Source organism: Bradyrhizobium sp. JR4.3 (genome assembly GCF_040547695.1).
In the GTDB taxonomy this organism is placed as follows: domain Bacteria; phylum Pseudomonadota; class Alphaproteobacteria; order Rhizobiales; family Xanthobacteraceae; genus Bradyrhizobium; species Bradyrhizobium canariense.
In genome coordinates this window covers 132,344-147,846 of sequence record NZ_JBEPQF010000002.1, presented here as the reverse complement: position 1 = coordinate 147,846, position 15,503 = coordinate 132,344, and the positions used below count along the sequence as shown (strand labels likewise).

14 protein-coding genes are annotated in these 15,503 nt (G+C 64.9%); 5 read left to right on the top strand and 9 right to left on the bottom strand.

The genetic code is table 11. The features are described 5' to 3' along the window. Positions 1-71 precede the first annotated feature (71 nt). Positions 72-1,211: an FAD-dependent monooxygenase gene (locus tag ABIB91_RS04015; RefSeq protein ID WP_219684556.1), complete on the top strand. Its 1,140-nt coding sequence runs from the start codon at positions 72-74 to the stop codon at positions 1,209-1,211. Further along, positions 1,208-2,821: a benzoate-CoA ligase family protein gene (locus ABIB91_RS04010; RefSeq protein ID WP_354159772.1), complete on the top strand. Its 1,614-nt coding sequence runs from the start codon at positions 1,208-1,210 to the stop codon at positions 2,819-2,821. The genes ABIB91_RS04015 and ABIB91_RS04010 overlap by 4 nt, the downstream gene beginning before the upstream one ends. Positions 2,822-2,936: 115 nt before the next feature. Here the strand turns inward: ABIB91_RS04010 and ABIB91_RS04005 are convergent, their stop codons facing one another. Continuing rightward, entirely contained in the window at positions 2,937-3,449 is a 513-nt protein-coding gene (locus ABIB91_RS04005; RefSeq protein ID WP_354159774.1) for a MarR family winged helix-turn-helix transcriptional regulator, read from the bottom strand. Beyond that, on the bottom strand, positions 3,439-4,071 hold the full coding sequence (gene maiA, locus ABIB91_RS04000; RefSeq protein ID WP_354159776.1) for a maleylacetoacetate isomerase: 633 nt from the start codon (positions 4,069-4,071) through the stop codon (positions 3,439-3,441). The genes ABIB91_RS04005 and maiA overlap by 11 nt, the downstream gene beginning before the upstream one ends. Positions 4,072-4,161: 90 nt before the next feature. Here maiA and gtdA point away from each other — a divergent pair, with 90 nt between their 5' ends. Beyond that, on the top strand, positions 4,162-5,202 hold the full coding sequence (gtdA, locus tag ABIB91_RS03995; RefSeq protein ID WP_007599349.1) for a gentisate 1,2-dioxygenase: 1,041 nt from the start codon (positions 4,162-4,164) through the stop codon (positions 5,200-5,202). 111 nt (positions 5,203-5,313) lie between these two features. On the opposite strand, the gene ABIB91_RS03990 is transcribed toward gtdA, so the two are convergent. From ABIB91_RS03990 to ABIB91_RS03975, 4 genes are read right to left on the bottom strand one after another with little or no spacing between them, the layout of a single operon-like run. After that, positions 5,314-6,138, bottom strand: a complete 825-nt coding sequence (locus ABIB91_RS03990; protein WP_354159779.1) for an ABC transporter permease — start codon at positions 6,136-6,138, stop codon at positions 5,314-5,316. After that, on the bottom strand, positions 6,131-6,904 hold the full coding sequence (locus tag ABIB91_RS03985) for an ABC transporter ATP-binding protein (protein WP_354159781.1): 774 nt from the start codon (positions 6,902-6,904) through the stop codon (positions 6,131-6,133). Before ABIB91_RS03985 ends, ABIB91_RS03990 begins: the two co-directional genes overlap by 8 nt. Before the next feature lie 16 nt (positions 6,905-6,920). Next, positions 6,921-7,925, bottom strand: coding sequence for an ABC transporter substrate-binding protein (locus ABIB91_RS03980; protein ID WP_354159783.1), 1,005 nt, complete (start codon positions 7,923-7,925; stop codon positions 6,921-6,923). Positions 7,926-7,958: 33 nt separating this feature from the next. Further along, on the bottom strand, positions 7,959-9,323 hold the full coding sequence (locus ABIB91_RS03975; RefSeq protein ID WP_354159785.1) for an FAD-dependent oxidoreductase: 1,365 nt from the start codon (positions 9,321-9,323) through the stop codon (positions 7,959-7,961). Positions 9,324-9,437: 114 nt separating this feature from the next. Here ABIB91_RS03975 and ABIB91_RS03970 point away from each other — a divergent pair, with 114 nt between their 5' ends. Then, positions 9,438-10,322, top strand: a complete 885-nt coding sequence (locus ABIB91_RS03970) for a LysR family transcriptional regulator (RefSeq protein WP_354159787.1) — start codon at positions 9,438-9,440, stop codon at positions 10,320-10,322. A 46-nt stretch (positions 10,323-10,368) separates the two neighbouring features. Here ABIB91_RS03970 and ABIB91_RS03965 read toward each other — a convergent pair whose 3' ends face one another. The 3 genes from ABIB91_RS03965 to ABIB91_RS03955 all read right to left on the bottom strand — a co-directional run bounded on the left by ABIB91_RS03965 (position 10,369) and on the right by ABIB91_RS03955 (position 14,374). Beyond that, positions 10,369-12,405, bottom strand: coding sequence for a methyl-accepting chemotaxis protein (locus ABIB91_RS03965; RefSeq protein ID WP_354159789.1), 2,037 nt, complete (start codon positions 12,403-12,405; stop codon positions 10,369-10,371). A gap of 16 nt (positions 12,406-12,421) precedes the next feature. Continuing rightward, the gene (locus ABIB91_RS03960) at positions 12,422-13,408 is read right to left on the bottom strand and encodes a TRAP transporter substrate-binding protein (RefSeq protein WP_007599336.1); all 987 of its coding nucleotides are present in this window, start codon (positions 13,406-13,408) and stop codon (positions 12,422-12,424) included. A gap of 162 nt (positions 13,409-13,570) precedes the next feature. After that, positions 13,571-14,374: an enoyl-CoA hydratase-related protein gene (locus ABIB91_RS03955; protein WP_354159791.1), complete on the bottom strand. Its 804-nt coding sequence runs from the start codon at positions 14,372-14,374 to the stop codon at positions 13,571-13,573. A 154-nt stretch (positions 14,375-14,528) separates the two neighbouring features. Here ABIB91_RS03955 and ABIB91_RS03950 point away from each other — a divergent pair, with 154 nt between their 5' ends. Beyond that, complete coding sequence (locus ABIB91_RS03950; protein WP_354159793.1) at positions 14,529-15,503, top strand: ketopantoate reductase family protein; 975 nt, start codon at positions 14,529-14,531, stop codon at positions 15,501-15,503.

Genomic DNA, 15,503 nt, shown 5'->3' with positions numbered 1-15,503 from the left:
GGCGCGGGCGACCCGAGCACATTAGTCTACCCCTAGATAGTAAGTATACTGTCAATCAGGGAGGACAGACGTTGCGGATCGCCGTGATCGGCGGGGGGCCCGGTGGGCTCTACTTCGCCTATCTCTGGAAGAAGCGTCACCCCGAGGATCAAGTCGACCTGTTCGAACAGAACCCGGCCGACGCGACCTGGGGCTTTGGCGTCGTGTTCTCGGACCAAGCCCTGGAATTCCTGCGCGCCGACGACCCCGAGACGGTCGACGCGATCGCGCCGCATATGGAGAGCTGGGAGAACATCACCCTGAACCTGAGCGGCGACAGCGTCGCCATCGACGGCGTCGGCTTCTCCTCGATCGGCCGGCTCGAGCTGTTGCGGTTCCTGCAGCAGCGCGCGCTCGATGCCGGCGTCACCCCGCGCTTCGACACTCCGATTCATGCGATCGATCAGCTCAACGGCCACGATCTGATCGTCGCCGCCGACGGGCTGAACTCGCTGGTGCGCCGCGCCTTCGAGGGCGATTTCGGCACCTCGCTGTCCTACTCCTCGAACAAGTTCGTCTGGTACGGCACCTCGAAGCGCTTCGACACGCTGTCGCAGACGTTCGTGAAGACCGACCGCGGCGCCTTCAACGCCCACCACTACCGCTACTCACCGACCATGAGCACGTTCCTGGTCGAATGCGATCATGCGACCTGGCAGGCCTACGGTTTCGCCTACAAGGACGTCGAGCAGTCCAAGGGTGTTTGCGAGGAGGTGTTCGCCGACACGCTCGGCGGCCGCTCGCTGGTCTCCAACAAATCGGTCTGGCGCAACTTCCCCTGGGTCTGGAACGAGCACTGGTCGTTCAAGAACATGGTGTTGCTCGGCGACGCGCTGCACTCGGCGCATTTCTCGATCGGCTCGGGCACGCGGCTCGCGATCGAGGACGCCATTGCGCTGGTCAAGGCGCTGGAGTCGGATGCGCACCTGTCCACTGCCCTGCATCGCTACCAGGCCGCGCGAAAGCCGGTGGTGCAGAAGCTCGTCAACGCCGCGCGGACCAGCGCTTTCTGGTACGAGCACTTTGCTCAGCATATGCAGCAGGGCCTGATGGACTTTGCCTACAGCTACATCACCCGTTCGGGCCGCATCGACGACTCCCGCCTGCGCGCGATGTCGCCGGCTTTCATGGCGCGCTACGAAGCCGCCAAGAACGGTGGGGACGAGGCATGAGCGAGCAGATTAACGATCAGGTGCCCGCCGACTGCGCGGGCGCGCGCGAGATCGGCTTTTCCGTTCCGCAGGTCTACAATGCCAGCCGCGTGCTGTTCGACAATCTCGCGAGAGGATGCGGCGACAAGCTCGCACTCATTGGCCCCGCGGGGACGCGCAGCTACGCGGAGCTCTGCGCGGAAGCCTGCCGCTGGGGCAACGGCTTTGCCTCGCTCGGCCTCAAGCGCGGCGACCGCGTGCTGCTGTTCCTCGACGATACCCCGGCCTATCCGGCCGCGTTCCTCGGCGCGGTGCGCGCCGGCTTCGTGCCATTGCTGATCAACACGTTGACGCCGCCGGATCTGCTGCAATTCTATCTCGCCGATTCCGGCGCTTCTGTTGCGGTGGCGGATGCCGAGTTCTGTGCACGGTTCAACGCCGAGGCGTGCAAGGACACGGCCCTGCACACCCTGGTCGTCGTCAATGGCGCTGTGGGCGATCACGCCGCACCGAACGCCGTCTCTGCCGCCGGCTGGCTCCCGCAATTGCCGACTGAGCTCGCGGAAGCCGACACGCATCGCAACGAGATGGCGTTCTGGATGTACTCGTCCGGATCGACCGGCCGGCCCAAGGGCATCGTGCATCTCCAGCACGACATGGCCTATAGTGAGGCCGCCTTTGCGCAGAACGTCTTGAAGCTGACGCCGAATGACATCTGCTTCTCGGTGCCGAAAATCTTCTTCGCCTATGGCTTTGGCAACGCGATCACCTTCCCGTTCTCCGCGGGCGCGACCACGCTGCTGTTGCCGGGCCAGCCGAAGCCCGCGGCGATCTTTTCGGCGATCGAGCAGTACAAGCCGACGGTCTTCTTCGGCCTGCCGACGCTTTATACAGCGCTGACCAAGGCCGAGGGGGCCGACAGGACCGACTTCTCGTCCCTGCGCATGGCGCTCTCGGCCGCCGAGGTGCTCTCGGCCGACGTCTTCAACGGCTGGAAGACGCTCACCGGTCTCGAGATCGTCGAAGGCCTCGGCTCGACCGAGGTGCTGCACATCTATCTCTCCAACCGTCCCGAGCGGAAGAAGCTTGGCGCCGCCGGCCTGCGCGTGCCCGGCTACGAGGTCGCGCTGCGCGACAAGGACGGCCGCGATGTCGCCGACGACGAGGAAGGCATCTTGTGGGTGCGCGGCGATTCCAACACGCCGCTATACTGGAACCGGCCGGACAAATCCGCCGAGACCATCCGCGAAGGCGGCTGGATCTACACCGGCGACCGCTTCGTCCGCGATGCCGACGGCTTTCACTTCTTCCGCGGCCGCGCCGACGATCTCATCAAGATCTCCGGCCAGTGGGTCTACCCGCTCGAGGTCGAGCTGTGCCTCGCCGACCACCCGGACATCCGCGAATGCGCGGTGTTCGCCGCCGAGCTGCCGGACCGGCGCATGACCCTGAAGGCGGTCGTGGTGATGAACAGCCGCGCGGCCGATCAAAGCGAAGCGACCCGCAGGCTGCAGGATTACGTGAAGGGCAAGCTGCTTCCGTACAAATATCCGCGCGAGGTGATCTTCATCGACGAGCTGCCGAAGACCGGCACGGGGAAGATCGACCGGCAGGCGCTGTTGCGGATGTGAGCCTCCGCTGTCATCGCCCGCGAAGGCGGGCGATCCAGTACTCCGAGACGGCGAGTTATGCAGAGAAGCTGCGGCGTACTGGATTCCCCGCCTTCGCGGGGAATGACAACCAGGATTAAGGCGCCTTCCCCAGATGCTCCAGCGCGTCCTCGGCCCGGAGCGGCACCCGCGACGCTTCGTTGTTGAGATCCACGAGCTGCACCAGGAGCCCCATCAACGCCTTACGGTCCGCCGGCTTGAGCGGCTCGAGCATCCGCGCCTGGGCGCGTTCGACGGCGGGAATGATGTCGCGCAGGATCGCCGCGCCTGATTTGGTCAAATAGAGCAGCTTGATCCGCTTGTCTTCCGGCGCCGGCCTGCGCTCGACGAAATCCTTGGCCTGAAGCCGCTCGATCACGCTGCCGAGCGTGGAGCGATCGAAGGCGATCACCGCGGACAGCCGCGTCGCGTCGATACCGGGGTGAGTGTGGATCGCGATCAGCGCCGCGTATTGCACCGGCGTGAGGTCGAACGCCTTGCATTCCTCCATGAAGATCGAGACCGCGATCTGCTGCATGCGCCGGAACAGATAGCCCGGCGCGGCATAGACCGCGTCTATCGTGATCGGAGGCGCAGGCTTACTCGGCATCGGGTTGCTTCTCCGGCGCGGCGTTGACGAACGCCGGCAGCGCCTTGGCCGCGGCTTCCGCCCCGAGCAGACGCGGATAGGCCGAGACGTCGACGCCGAAGCGGCGCGCATTGGCGAGCTGCGGCACCAGGCAGAGATCGGCGAGCGTCGGCGCATGCCCGAAGCAGAACGGGCCCGGCTCGGCCCTGATCAGCGTCTCGCAGGCCGCAAGCCCCTCGCGGTTGACCCAGGCCGCCCAGTCCTGAACCTTTTCCTCAGGGAGCCCGAGCTCGCGCAGCCGCGCCAGCACCTTCAGATTCTGCACGGGGTGAGTGTCGCAGGCGATCGCCAGCGCGAACGCCCTCACCTTGGCGCGCTGCAACGCATCCCTCGGCAACAGCGGCGGGTTGGGATGGGTCTCGTCGAGCCATTCGATGATGGCGACCGACTGGGTCAGCACTGCGCCCGCATCGTTCTCGAGCGCGGGCACCAGGCCCTGCGGATTGATGGCGAGATAGGCCGGCGCGCATTGCTCGCCCTTACGAAGGTGATGCGGCAGGTGCTCGGCACCGAGACCCTTCAGGTTCAGTGCGATCCGTACCCGGTAGGCGGCGCTGGAGCGGAAATAGCCGTGCAGCTTCATCGGAAACCTCCCGTTTCGTTCTTGTTCGCACGTTGACGCTACCTAGATCGTAAGTATACTGTCAATCAACAAAACGACGGGAGCCGCACCATGGAAGCCGTGACCAAGACGCCGGAACGCGAGGCGTTCTACAAGAAGATCGACGGCGAGAACCTCACCGCGCTCTGGACGGTCATGAGCGATTTGATCACGCCGGAGCCGAAGAGCGCCTGCCGGCCGCATCTGTGGAAGTTCGACATCATCCGCGACTACATGACCGAGGCCGGCAAGCTGATCACGGCGAAAGAAGCCGAGCGGCGCGTGCTGGTGCTGGAAAATCCCGGCCTGCGCGGGCAGTCGAAAATCACCACGTCGCTCTATGCCGGCGTGCAGATGGTGGTGCCCGGCGACGTCGCGCCCGCGCACCGGCACAGCCAATCGGCGCTGCGCTTCGTGCTCGAAGGCAAGGGCGCCCACACCGCGGTCGACGGCGAGCGCACCGCGATGGAGCCCGGCGACTTCATCATCACGCCGTCGATGACCTGGCATGATCATTCCAACGAGACCGACCAGCCGATGTTCTGGCTCGACGGTCTCGACATTCCGCTGGTGCAGTTCTTCGACTGCTCCTTCGCGGAAGGCTCCAACGAGGATCAGCAAAAGATTACAAGGCCCGCCGGCGACAGCTTTGCGCGCTACGGCCACAATCTGCTGCCGGTCGACGTAAAGCGAAGCTCGAAGACCTCGCCGATCTTCAGCTATCCCTATGCCTACACGCGCGAGGCACTGGAGAAAGCCCGCACGAGCCAGGAGTGGGACGCCTGTCACGGGCTGAAGCTGAAATTCAGCAACCCCGAGACCGGCGACTTCGCGATGCCGACCATCGGCACGTTCATCCAGTTGCTGCCGAAGGGCTTCAAGACCGCGCGCTATCGTTCGACGGACGCAACGGTGTTCTGTCCGATCGAAGGCCACGGCCGTACCCGCATCGGGGACTCGACCTTCGAATGGGGCCCGCGCGATTTGTTCGTGGTGCCGAGCTGGCAATGGGTCACGCACGAGGCGGACATGGATGCAGTGCTGTTCAGCTTCTCGGATCGACCCGTGCAGCAGAAGCTGGATTTGTTCCGGGAAGATCGCGGGAATGCGTGAATGTCGTAGGGTGGATTAGCCGAAGGCGTAATCCACCATCGGTTTCTCCACGGCGACACAAGGTGGTGGGTTACGCTTCGCTAACCCACCCTACGGCTGCAGTGACTGCGGCTATCGCCAGTGCAAGAGCCGTATCTCCAGCCAGTTGATCACCCGCCCCACGATCAACCCAAACACCGATAAAATCACCACGCCCGCGAGCAGCTGATCCGTCTGCATCAAATTGCCGGCCTGAAGCACGAACGCGCCGATGCCGTACTGCGCGCCGATCATCTCGGCGCTGACGACGAGCAGCAGCGCCACCGACGACGTGATGCGGAAGCCGGCGAGGATCGCGGGCAGCGCGCCCGGCCAGACCACCTTGCGCACGATGGTGGCGAACGGCACGTTGAAGCTCTGCGCCATGCGGATGAGGTTGCGCGGCACCGCGTCGACGCCGCTATAGACCGAGATCGCGGTCGAGAAGAACACCCCGAGCGCAATGGTCGCGATCTTCGGCTCTTCACCGATGCCGAGCCAGAGGATCAACAGGGGCAGCAGCGCGATCTTCGGGATCGGGAACAGCGCCGAGATGAAGGTGATGCCGACGCTGCGCGCCAGCCGCGACAGGCCGATGGCAAAGCCAACCGCGACACCGGCCGCCGTGCCGAGCAGCCAGCCGACACCGATGCGCAGGAGCGACGCGGAAAGGTGCTGCCACAGCGCGCCCGAGATCGCGAGCTGGTAGATCGCCCGCGCGATCGCCGATGGTGGCGGCAGGAACAGCGGATTGACGAGGCCGGTGCTGCCCGCCGCCTGCCAGACCGCAATGAGCAGCGCGAGCGCGATCCAGCCGCCGAAGCGGCTGCTCGCCGGCACGAAACCGGCGCCGCGAAAGCGGACGCGTCGGACCGCTTCATCCTTCGCAGATGGTCCCGCCGGAGCGCGATCAAGCATGCTGAACCTCGCGCTCGGCATCGATCGCCTCGTTGCGGATCAGCGACCAGATCTGGTTCTGAAGCGCGAGCAGCTTTTCACGGGCTGCAATGTCACCGCGCTCAGTGCGCGTCATCGGCACGGTGACGACCTCGCGAATGCGGCCAGGACGCCGCGACAGCACCACGATGCGGTCGGCGAGCCGCGCCGCTTCCTCGAGATTGTGGGTAACATAGACCGCGCCCATGCCGCCATCGGCGAGCAGCCGGACGAAATCCTCCATCAGCAGTTCGCGGGTCTGCGAATCCAGCGCCGACAACGGCTCGTCCATCAGGAGAATGGCCGGCCTGACCGCGAGCGCGCGCGAAATGCCGACGCGCTGGCGCATGCCGCCGGAAAGCTGCTTTGGATAGGTTTTGCGAAAATCGGTCAGGCCGGTGCGGCGCAAGGCGTCGTCGACCAGCGCGCGGCGCTGCACGGGCGAGAGCTGGGTGTGCAGCAGCGGGAATTCGACGTTCTCCTCTACATTGGCCCAGGGCAGCAGCGCAAAGTCCTGGAACACGAAGGTGAGCGGATTGAGACTGTCCGCCGGCGGCGATCCACGCAGCTCGGGCGCGCCGGAGGTCGGCAGCAACAGCCCACCAAGGATCGACAGCAGCGTGCTCTTCCCGCAGCCCGAGGGCCCCACGATCGCCACCACCTCGCCCGCGCTGACGGTGAACGAGACGTCGTCGAGCACGGCGAGCTCGCCGAAGCGATGGGTGATGTGGTTGGCGATCAGGTCCATGCGTTGCGTTCTACTCTCAATCCGCCTTCACAAAGTCCTTTGCGATGATCGCGTTCGCGTCGAAGCCCTTGTCGGCAAAACCCTGCTCCTGGAGCCATTTGATCTGGTTGTCGACATTCTTCACATCCAGCTTGCCGTCAGGATCGATATAGGCGCAGTTGCCGACCACCTGCTCCACCGGCAAATTGGTATATTTTGCGATGATCTCCAGCAGTGGCTTTGTCTTGTCGTTGATCGGGGCGATACCGTCCTTCATCGCGGCAAGGATGACGTCGTGATATTCGCGGTCGGCTTTTGCCAAAGCGCTGAGCAGCTTCGTCACCAGCACCTTGTTGGTCAGCGTCTTCGGTGAAGCGAACACCGCGCCCAGTTGCCAGGGTGTCTCGTCGCCGACCCAGCCGAGAAACTTCGCACCGCCGTCGTCCATCAGCTTTCGCGCCGTGGAGATCGGCAGCAGCGCTGCATCCACGGTCTCGCCCTTCAGCGCGGCCGCGGCATTCGACAGCGATTGCAGCGGCACGATCTTCACGTCGGCAAGCTTGAAGCCGTATTTGTCGGCAAGCAGGCCGAGCGAATAGTGAAAGGACGAGCCAACCTGCGTCATCGCCACGCGCTTGCCCGCGAGGTCCTTCGGCGTCTTCAGACCGCTCGCATAGGCGTTGTTGCTGGCGAAATAGCCGATCAGGGGATAGCCGGCCTTCTCGCGGCTCATGCCGCCGATCACCTTCAGCACGCCCTTGCCGGCGAGATTGTAAAGGCCGGCGGTGAAGGCGGTCACGCCGAAATCGATGTCGCCCGAGGTCGTTGCCACCGCGATCGGCTGCGCCGCGTCGAAGAATTTCAGCTCGACGTCGAGGCCGGCCTCGCGGAAATAGCCCTTGTCCTGCGCGATGAAGACGGGCGCGGAGGAGGACAGCCTGAGCACGCCGATCCTGGCCTTCAGCGCGTCCTCGGCTCGGGCCGTGCCCATCGCTGTGATCGCCATCAGGCTAGCTAGCGCGAGCCGCACAATCCCGGTCATTTCGTTTCCTCGCCGTCGTTATCTTGCAGTCGGTTACAGGCCCTCGGGCACGGGCTGGTCCCGTCCGATGAAGGCGCCCTGTTGTTTCAACGTTTCCTGCAGCTTTTCAACCGGGATGTCACGCGGGATCCGGTTTCCGGAGAGCGCCAGCGCGGCGGCGGAACCGGCCGCCTCCCCCATCACGAAACAGGCACCGGAGACCCGGGCCGCTGATTGGCCCTCATGGGTCATCGAGGCGCAGCGGCCGGCGACCAGCAGATTGTCGACACCTTCGGGCACCAGCATGCGGTAAGGCAGCTCGTTATAGCCGCGCGATTCCGGGATCGGCGGGAAGGTGAAGACGACGTCGCCGGGGACATGGGCCTCGATCGGCCAGCCATTGACCCCGATGGAATCCTCGAACGAGGCGCAGCCGAGCACGTCCTCGCCGCTGAGCTGATAGCCGCCATTGATGCGGCGGGTTTCGCGGATGCCGAGCTGCGGCGGCAGGTCGACGATGTAGGATTTTTCAAAGCCCGGCACGGTGCGCAGGAATTCGAACGCAGCCAGCGCTTGCTTACGGCCCTCGATCTCGCCGCGGGTGAGATCGTCAGGCTCGATGCCGTTGATGGCATGGCCGTCCTCGCGCGCCACTTGCGTAAAATTCACCCGCCATTCGATGCCGGACTTTTGCGGCCGCACGATCGCGCTCTTGCGCGGGAATGTGTGGGTGCCGGCGGCGGTGGCCTGCTCCATCAATTGCGGGATGGTGCGCCAGGCATCGCCCGCCTTCGCGGGATCGATGCCGTTGAGACGGAGCATCATCGAGGGATACATCGGATGACCGTGCTCGTCGCCGAATTCGAACGGCGCGCCGGCCCACACCGCAAGATCGCCGTCGCCGGAGCAATCGATGAAGATCTCCGACCGCACCGCCTGCCGGCCCGCCTTGGTCTCGACCATCAGCGCATCGATGCGGCTGTTATCGCCCATCACGACGCCGGCACCGAGCGCGTGGAAAAGGATGTGCACCTTGTGGCTGGCGAGCAGCTGGTCGGCCGCGATCTTGTAGGCGGCGGTGTCGTAGGCCTGGGCGAAGACCTTGCCGAGGATCAGATGCGGCGCGTTGAGGCCGTTCAAATGATCGATCCGCGCCAGCAGCTCGGACGCCATGCCCTGCACCAGCCGGTGGGCCTCGCCGTAAACATTGCCGTGCAGGCCGCAGAAATTGGTGACGCCTGCGGCAGTGCCCATGCCGCCAAGAAAGCCGTAGCGCTCGATCAAGAGCGTCTTCCGCCCCGCGCGCGCGCTTGAGGCCGCCGCCACGATGCCGGCCGGACCGCCGCCGAGGACGACGACTTCATATTCGCCGTAAAGCGGCACATGGCGCGCCGGTTCTTCGATCGTGGTGGCCTGCATGGCGCGTCCCGTCCCTGAAAATCTCTTGCTTGGGCCGGACTATGAATTAACGCAAGTGGGGCTACAATCTACCAAAATAAGCGATCACCTTTCTCGAATCGCGAAAGGCCGAAAATGGACATCCTGGTAAACCTTCAGGCGTTCCTCGCCACCGCAGACGCGGCCGGATTTTCCGCCGCGGCAAGAAAGCTCAACGTCGCAACTTCGGTGGTCGCAAAGCGGGTCACCCAATTGGAGGCGCGGATCGGCACGCCGCTGTTTCATCGCTCGACGCGGCAATTGCGGCTGACCGCGGCGGGTCAGGAATATGTCCAGAGGGCGCGGAGCGTGGTCGCCGATGTCGGCGATCTCCTGTCGCGCATGGGCGAGAAAGGCCATGATCTTATCGATCATTTGCGTATCAAGGCACCGACATCGCTGACCATCGCCCGGCTTGCCGATGTGTTCAGCACCTTCCAGACTCAAAACCCGAAGCTGAAGCTCGAGATCGTCCTGATCGACCGTCCCGTCGATCCGGTGACCGAAGGCTTCGATATCGCCATCGGCGCGTTTCCGCATTCGTTCGGCGGTGTGGTCGACGAGCCCCTATGCCGATTGAAGCGCTTGTTGTGCGCGTCGCCGGCCTATCTCGGGGCGCACGGCGTGCCGCGACATCCGCGCGATCTGGTCGATCATCGTTGCCTGAGTTTTCTTCCCACCGGTCCGGACTGGGTGTTCGACGGGCCGCGCGACCGTATCACGGTTCAGGTCCGGCCGCTGTTGAGTTCGAACGAGGGCCACGTGCTCGTGAAAAGCGCGATCGCCGGCAACGGCATCGCCTTCATCTCGCACTACCTTGCGGAAGAGGCCCTACGTCAAGGCACGTTGCAGGTCGTGTTGCCGGATTTTCCAATCCCGGATTTATGGGTGAAGGCAACCATTCCAGAGCGACGGGTCCAGGCCGCAGCGGTTCAGGCGCTATTGCGCGAATTGAAGAGCTCGCTGCTGCCGGTGCTGTAAGGCCGGTTTGGTTTGCACCCGCGGGATCGCCGGTTTCTCCGGGAATTCAGGCCGCCGAGCGGATGGTGTGGAGGAAATCGTCAACGTTCGACTTCATTGAATCCGCCTGCTGCTTCAGGGCCGCTGCGACCGTAAGAGCGGCTTCGGCACCGGCGTCGGTCTCGCCCGCCACCGCGCGCACCTGACCGATTTCCTGCGTCACCGCCGTGGTGCCGTTGGCCGCCTCTTCGACATTGCGCGCGATTTCGCCCGTTGCCGCGCCCTGCTCTTCGACCGCCGCCGCGATCGCCGTGGCGATGTCGGCCATTTCCTTGACGGTGGTGCCGAACTGCTTGATCGCCTCGACCGATTGGCCGGTGGCACTCTGGATCGTCGCAATCTGGCTGGCGATCTGCTCGGTCGCCTGCGCTGTCTGGGTCGCGAGACTCTTGACCTCGCTGGCGACGATCGCGAAGCCCCGGCCGGCGTCACCGGCGCGCGCCGCTTCGATGGTCGCGTTCAGCGCCAGCAGATTGGTCTGGCTGGCGATGGCCTGAATCAATTGAATGATGGTACCGATCTTTTCAGCCGCATCCGACAACCCATGGATCAAATCGGAGGTGCGGTTGGTCTCGTCGGTCGCCCGGTTCGAGACCGCGACGGAGCGGTGCACCTGGCTCGAGATTTCGCGGATCGAGGCCGCGAGCTGCTGGGTGGCGGAGGCGACGGTCTGCACGTTCATCGATGCCTGCTCGGCGCGGGTCGCGACCGCTTCGGCGAGCCCGCGACCGCGCTCGGCGACCTTTGCCAACTCCTCGGCGCTACGCCCCATGTCGTCGGCGCGACCACCGACACCGGCAATCACCCCCTGCATGCCCTGCTCGAAGCGGCCGGCAAGATCAGACATCATGCGGGCACGGTCGGCCTCGGTGGCTTCGCGCTGCGCCGTGGCCTCGCCTTCCATGCGACGAACCGCCAGTGCATTTTCGCGGAAGACCTCGACGGCACGCGCCATGCGGCCGATTTCGTCGCGCGATTCGCCGCCCGGAATGGGGTCATCGAGCTCGCCTGCCGCCAGCGATTGCATTCGGTCCGTCATGCCGCGAATCGGGCCGGATACGCTGGCGCCGATGAGCCATGCAAGCACCGCTCCCAGCAGCAGCGCGCCGGCCGCAGTCGCGATGACGGTCTGTTTGGTTTGATCGACCGCTGCCGAGGTCTTGTCACCCTGCTCGGCGCGCATGGTGCCGAGCTTCGCATTGATCTTGTTGACCTGATCGTCGATCGCCGCACTCGCCTTCTTCAATTCGGCCTGCCTGGCGCGCAGATCGGCGGCAACCTTGATGACCTCTTCGAGCGCCGTCGTGTCGGCGGCGATCGCGGTCTTGAGTGCTGCGACCAGCGTCTTCAATTTGGGGGCGTCCGCCGTCGCCAGCTCAGCCTCAGTGTCTGCGATCGCCAACTGGGCGTAGGACAACGCCTGCTTGGCGTCGTCGGCATCGCCCGTCGACAAAGTGGACCCATAGCGCATCACGGTGACGCGCAGCGCGTCGACGACGCCGGCCAGGCGCATCGGGTTGACAAGCCGTTCCGCATCTTCCGGGCGATTGGCAAGCGCAACCTGAATGCCGCCGACATTGAGGCCGGCGGCCGCGCCCTGGGCGTCGGTCTTCGTGGTGGCGGCGCGCAGCCGATCCGCGGCATCTGCCGCCGCGGTGAAGGACGAACGATAGGTTTCCAGCGCCGTCTTGACCGGGCCGATGCCTTCCGCGATCGCTTGCAGTTTGCCGAATTGCCGATCGGCCTGATCGGCCAGTTTGCCCACGCCGTCGATCGCCTTGGCTGCGGCATCCTTGTCGCCGACATTCCAGGTCCGGATGAATTTCTCGACCGCCGAGTTCGCTTCCAAGAGCGCGGCACGCGCCTGCGACATGCCGGCGTCGCCAGCCGCGCTGGTCACGAGGTCATTGACCGTTCCGCCGATCCGCTCGACCTGAACCACGGCGAAGCCCGCGAGCAGGACCAGGAAGCTCAGAACCAGCGCGAAACCGCCAAACACCCGCGGACGGACACCGACCCGGGACATCATGTGCGATAATTTCATGGGAATCCCGAAATTCTTACTGGGTGGACCGGATGGTGGCGAGCAGATCCTTGCCGAACCGCTTCTCGAATTCCTGATCGAGCGGCTTGACCGCGTCGACGAAGGGTTGGCGATCGAATTTCTCGATCACGTCCATGCCGCCGCTGCGCACCTGCTCGAGCGCCGCGGCATCGAGCTTCGCCTGCCATGTCGCCTCCGCCCCCGCCTTTGCCTGCGCGATCAGTGTTGCCTGGTCGGCCGGAGTGAGCTGCTCGAACATGGCGCGGTTGGCGATGAACACGATCGGCGCGAAGAAGTGGCCGGTCAATGTGAGGTATTTCTGGACTTCATAGAGACGGGAGCCGGCAATGGTCGGCACGGGATTTTCCTGCCCATCGAGCCGGCCGTCCTTGAGCGCGGTATAGACCAGCGGAAATTCCATCGGGACCACTTCGGCACCGAGCGCCTTGAACGTCATCTGATAGATCGGGTTCGGGATGACGCGAATCTTCAGACCCTTGATATCGTCGGGGCTGCGAACGGGCCGCTTGGAATTCGTGACGTTGCGGAAGCCCTGTCGGCCAATCGCCAGCAGGGTCAGCCCCTTATCGCCGAATTTGGCGGCGATTGCCGCGCCGGCCGGACCTTGCGCCACGGCCTTGGCGTGAGCCGTATCGCGAAACAGGAAGGGAATGTCGAACACGCCGAGTTCGGGGACGACCGCACTGACCACCGAACCCGACAGCACCGCCATATCGACGGCGCCGGCCTGCGTCGCGGCGAGAATGGCGTTCTCGCTACCGACTGCATTGGTGGCGCGCTGGTCGATCACGATGGGCTTGCCGGGCAATGCCACCAGCTTCTGGCGAAACTCATCCGCCCCGATCTGCTGCGGGCTCCCCAACTGGGAATTGAACGCCAGAGAGACCAGCCGAGGTGAAGCGGCAACCGGATGCAGGACCAGCAGTGTTGCCGCCGCGACGATCGATCCGGCCTTCCAAAATCCCAGAACTTCTCTGTGCATCCGACACCATGGCGTGACAATTGTCGTAACCATAATGGTCGGGAATGATTGAACTCTTAAGGATGGCCCCGCGGAATTACGGGGATTCGAATCGATCCCGCGTGCAGGATTTGGGGAAGGTGCACGATGCAGGTCGTATCGGGTTGCTGCTGAGCGGCGCGCTCAGGCCTTGCCGCCACTCCAATTCGCCGCGCGCTTCTCCGCGAACGACGCCAGCCCCTCCGCGGCTTCCGCACTCTGGCGCTTGACCGAATGCAGGTGCACGAGCCGCTCGTAGGCGGCATCGTCCACCGCCATTCCGCCGAACGAGCTCTCCAGTGCCAGCCGCTTGGTCTCGGCCATCGCTTCAGGTCCGTTGGCAAGCAACTGCTCGACCACCTTCGCGCCGGCGGCTTCCAGCTCGGCGAGCGGCACCACCTCGTGGACGAGGCCGATGCGGCGGGCGTCCTCGGCGCCGAAACGTTCACCGGTCAGCGCGTAGCGGCGGACTTGCCGTACACCAATGGCATCGCAGAGCTGCGGGATGATGATCGCCGCCGTGAGGCCCCAGCGCACTTCGGTGATCGAGAACAGGGCGTTGTTGGCCGCGATCACGACGTCGCAGGCTGCGATCACGCCGGTGCCGCCGCCAAAGCAGCCGCCCTGCACCAGCGCGACCGTCGGGATCGGCAGCGTGTTGAGCCGCTGCACGGCCTCGAACGTCGCACGCGACGCGGCCTCGTTCGCCTCGCTCGATTGCGGCCGCACGCCGTTGATCCATTTGAGGTCGGCGCCGGCCTGGAAATGCTTGCCGTTGCCCTTGAGCACGACCACGCGAAGGTTGGGCTTGCTGCCGAGATCGTCCATGGCCGCGAGCACGCCCGCGATCAATGCACCGTCATAGGCATTGTTCACTTCGGGCCGATTCAACGTGACGGTCGCAACCCCACGCGCATCCAGGGTCCACAGGACGGGGCTGTCGGTCATCGGTGTTCCTCCGCTCGTTTGTTTGGCGCGTACTATGGCCGAGGCTCCGCACCTTGATCCATATCTTTCGAGCGTAGGGCAGCCGCGTCCATCGCATGGCGGCTTGTGTCATGCTGTCGCGGGGCGGCATCAAGGGATCAGGGACGGACATCACATGCGCATCTGCATTTTCGGCGCGGGCGCCGTCGGCAGCCAGCTCGCGGTCAGGCTGGCCCGCGCCGGCCACGAGGTCTCGTGCGTAATGCGCGGCGCGCACCTGGAGGCGGTACGGGCCAACGGCCTCAAGCTGCGCGTCGGCGATTCCGAGGTCTCCGCCAAGGTGAACGCCTCGGGTGATCCGGCCCAACTCGGCCCCCAGGACGTCGTGATCAGCACCTTGAAGGCAACCGCGTTGACCGGGCTGGTCTCCAGCCTCAAGCCGCTGCTGCAGGACGACACCGCGATTGTGTTCGCGCAGAACGGCATTCCCTGGTGGTACGGGATCGGCCTGCCGCCGCGGCACCCGACCCCGCCGGACATCTCCTTCCTCGACCCGGGCGGGCGCTTGCGCGCCTGCATCCCGAAAGAGCGGATCGTCGGCGGCGTGGTCTTCTCCTCCAACGAGGTGATCGCGCCTGGCGTGGTGCAGAACCTGACGCCGGACCGCAACCGCCTGCTGATCGGCGAATGCGACGACCGCAATTGCGAGCGCATCACGACGCTGCGCGGTGTCTTCACCGACGCGCGGCTGGAATCGCCGCCGGTTGCCGAGATCCGCGAGGCGATCTGGTCAAAGCTGCTGACCAACATGTCGTTGTCGGTGCTGTGCCTGCTCACCGGCCAGACCGCGCGCGGCGTGCGCGACGATCCTGCGTTCGCGGAGGTCATCCCGCGGATGCTGAACGAGGCCAACGAGATCGCCCAGCATTTCATCCCCGAGGTCAAGCGCGTGAGCCGCAGTGGTCCCGCGCCCAATCACAAGCCGTCGCTGCTGCAGGACTACGAGCTCGGCCGCGCCATGGAGATCGACGTCCTGGTGAAGGCGCCCCAAGCCTTCGCGCGCACCGCCGGCCTGTCGACGCCGACCCTCGATCTCATTGCCGCGCTGGCGATCCAGAAGGCGCGCGACAAGGGGCTATATTCGGCGTGA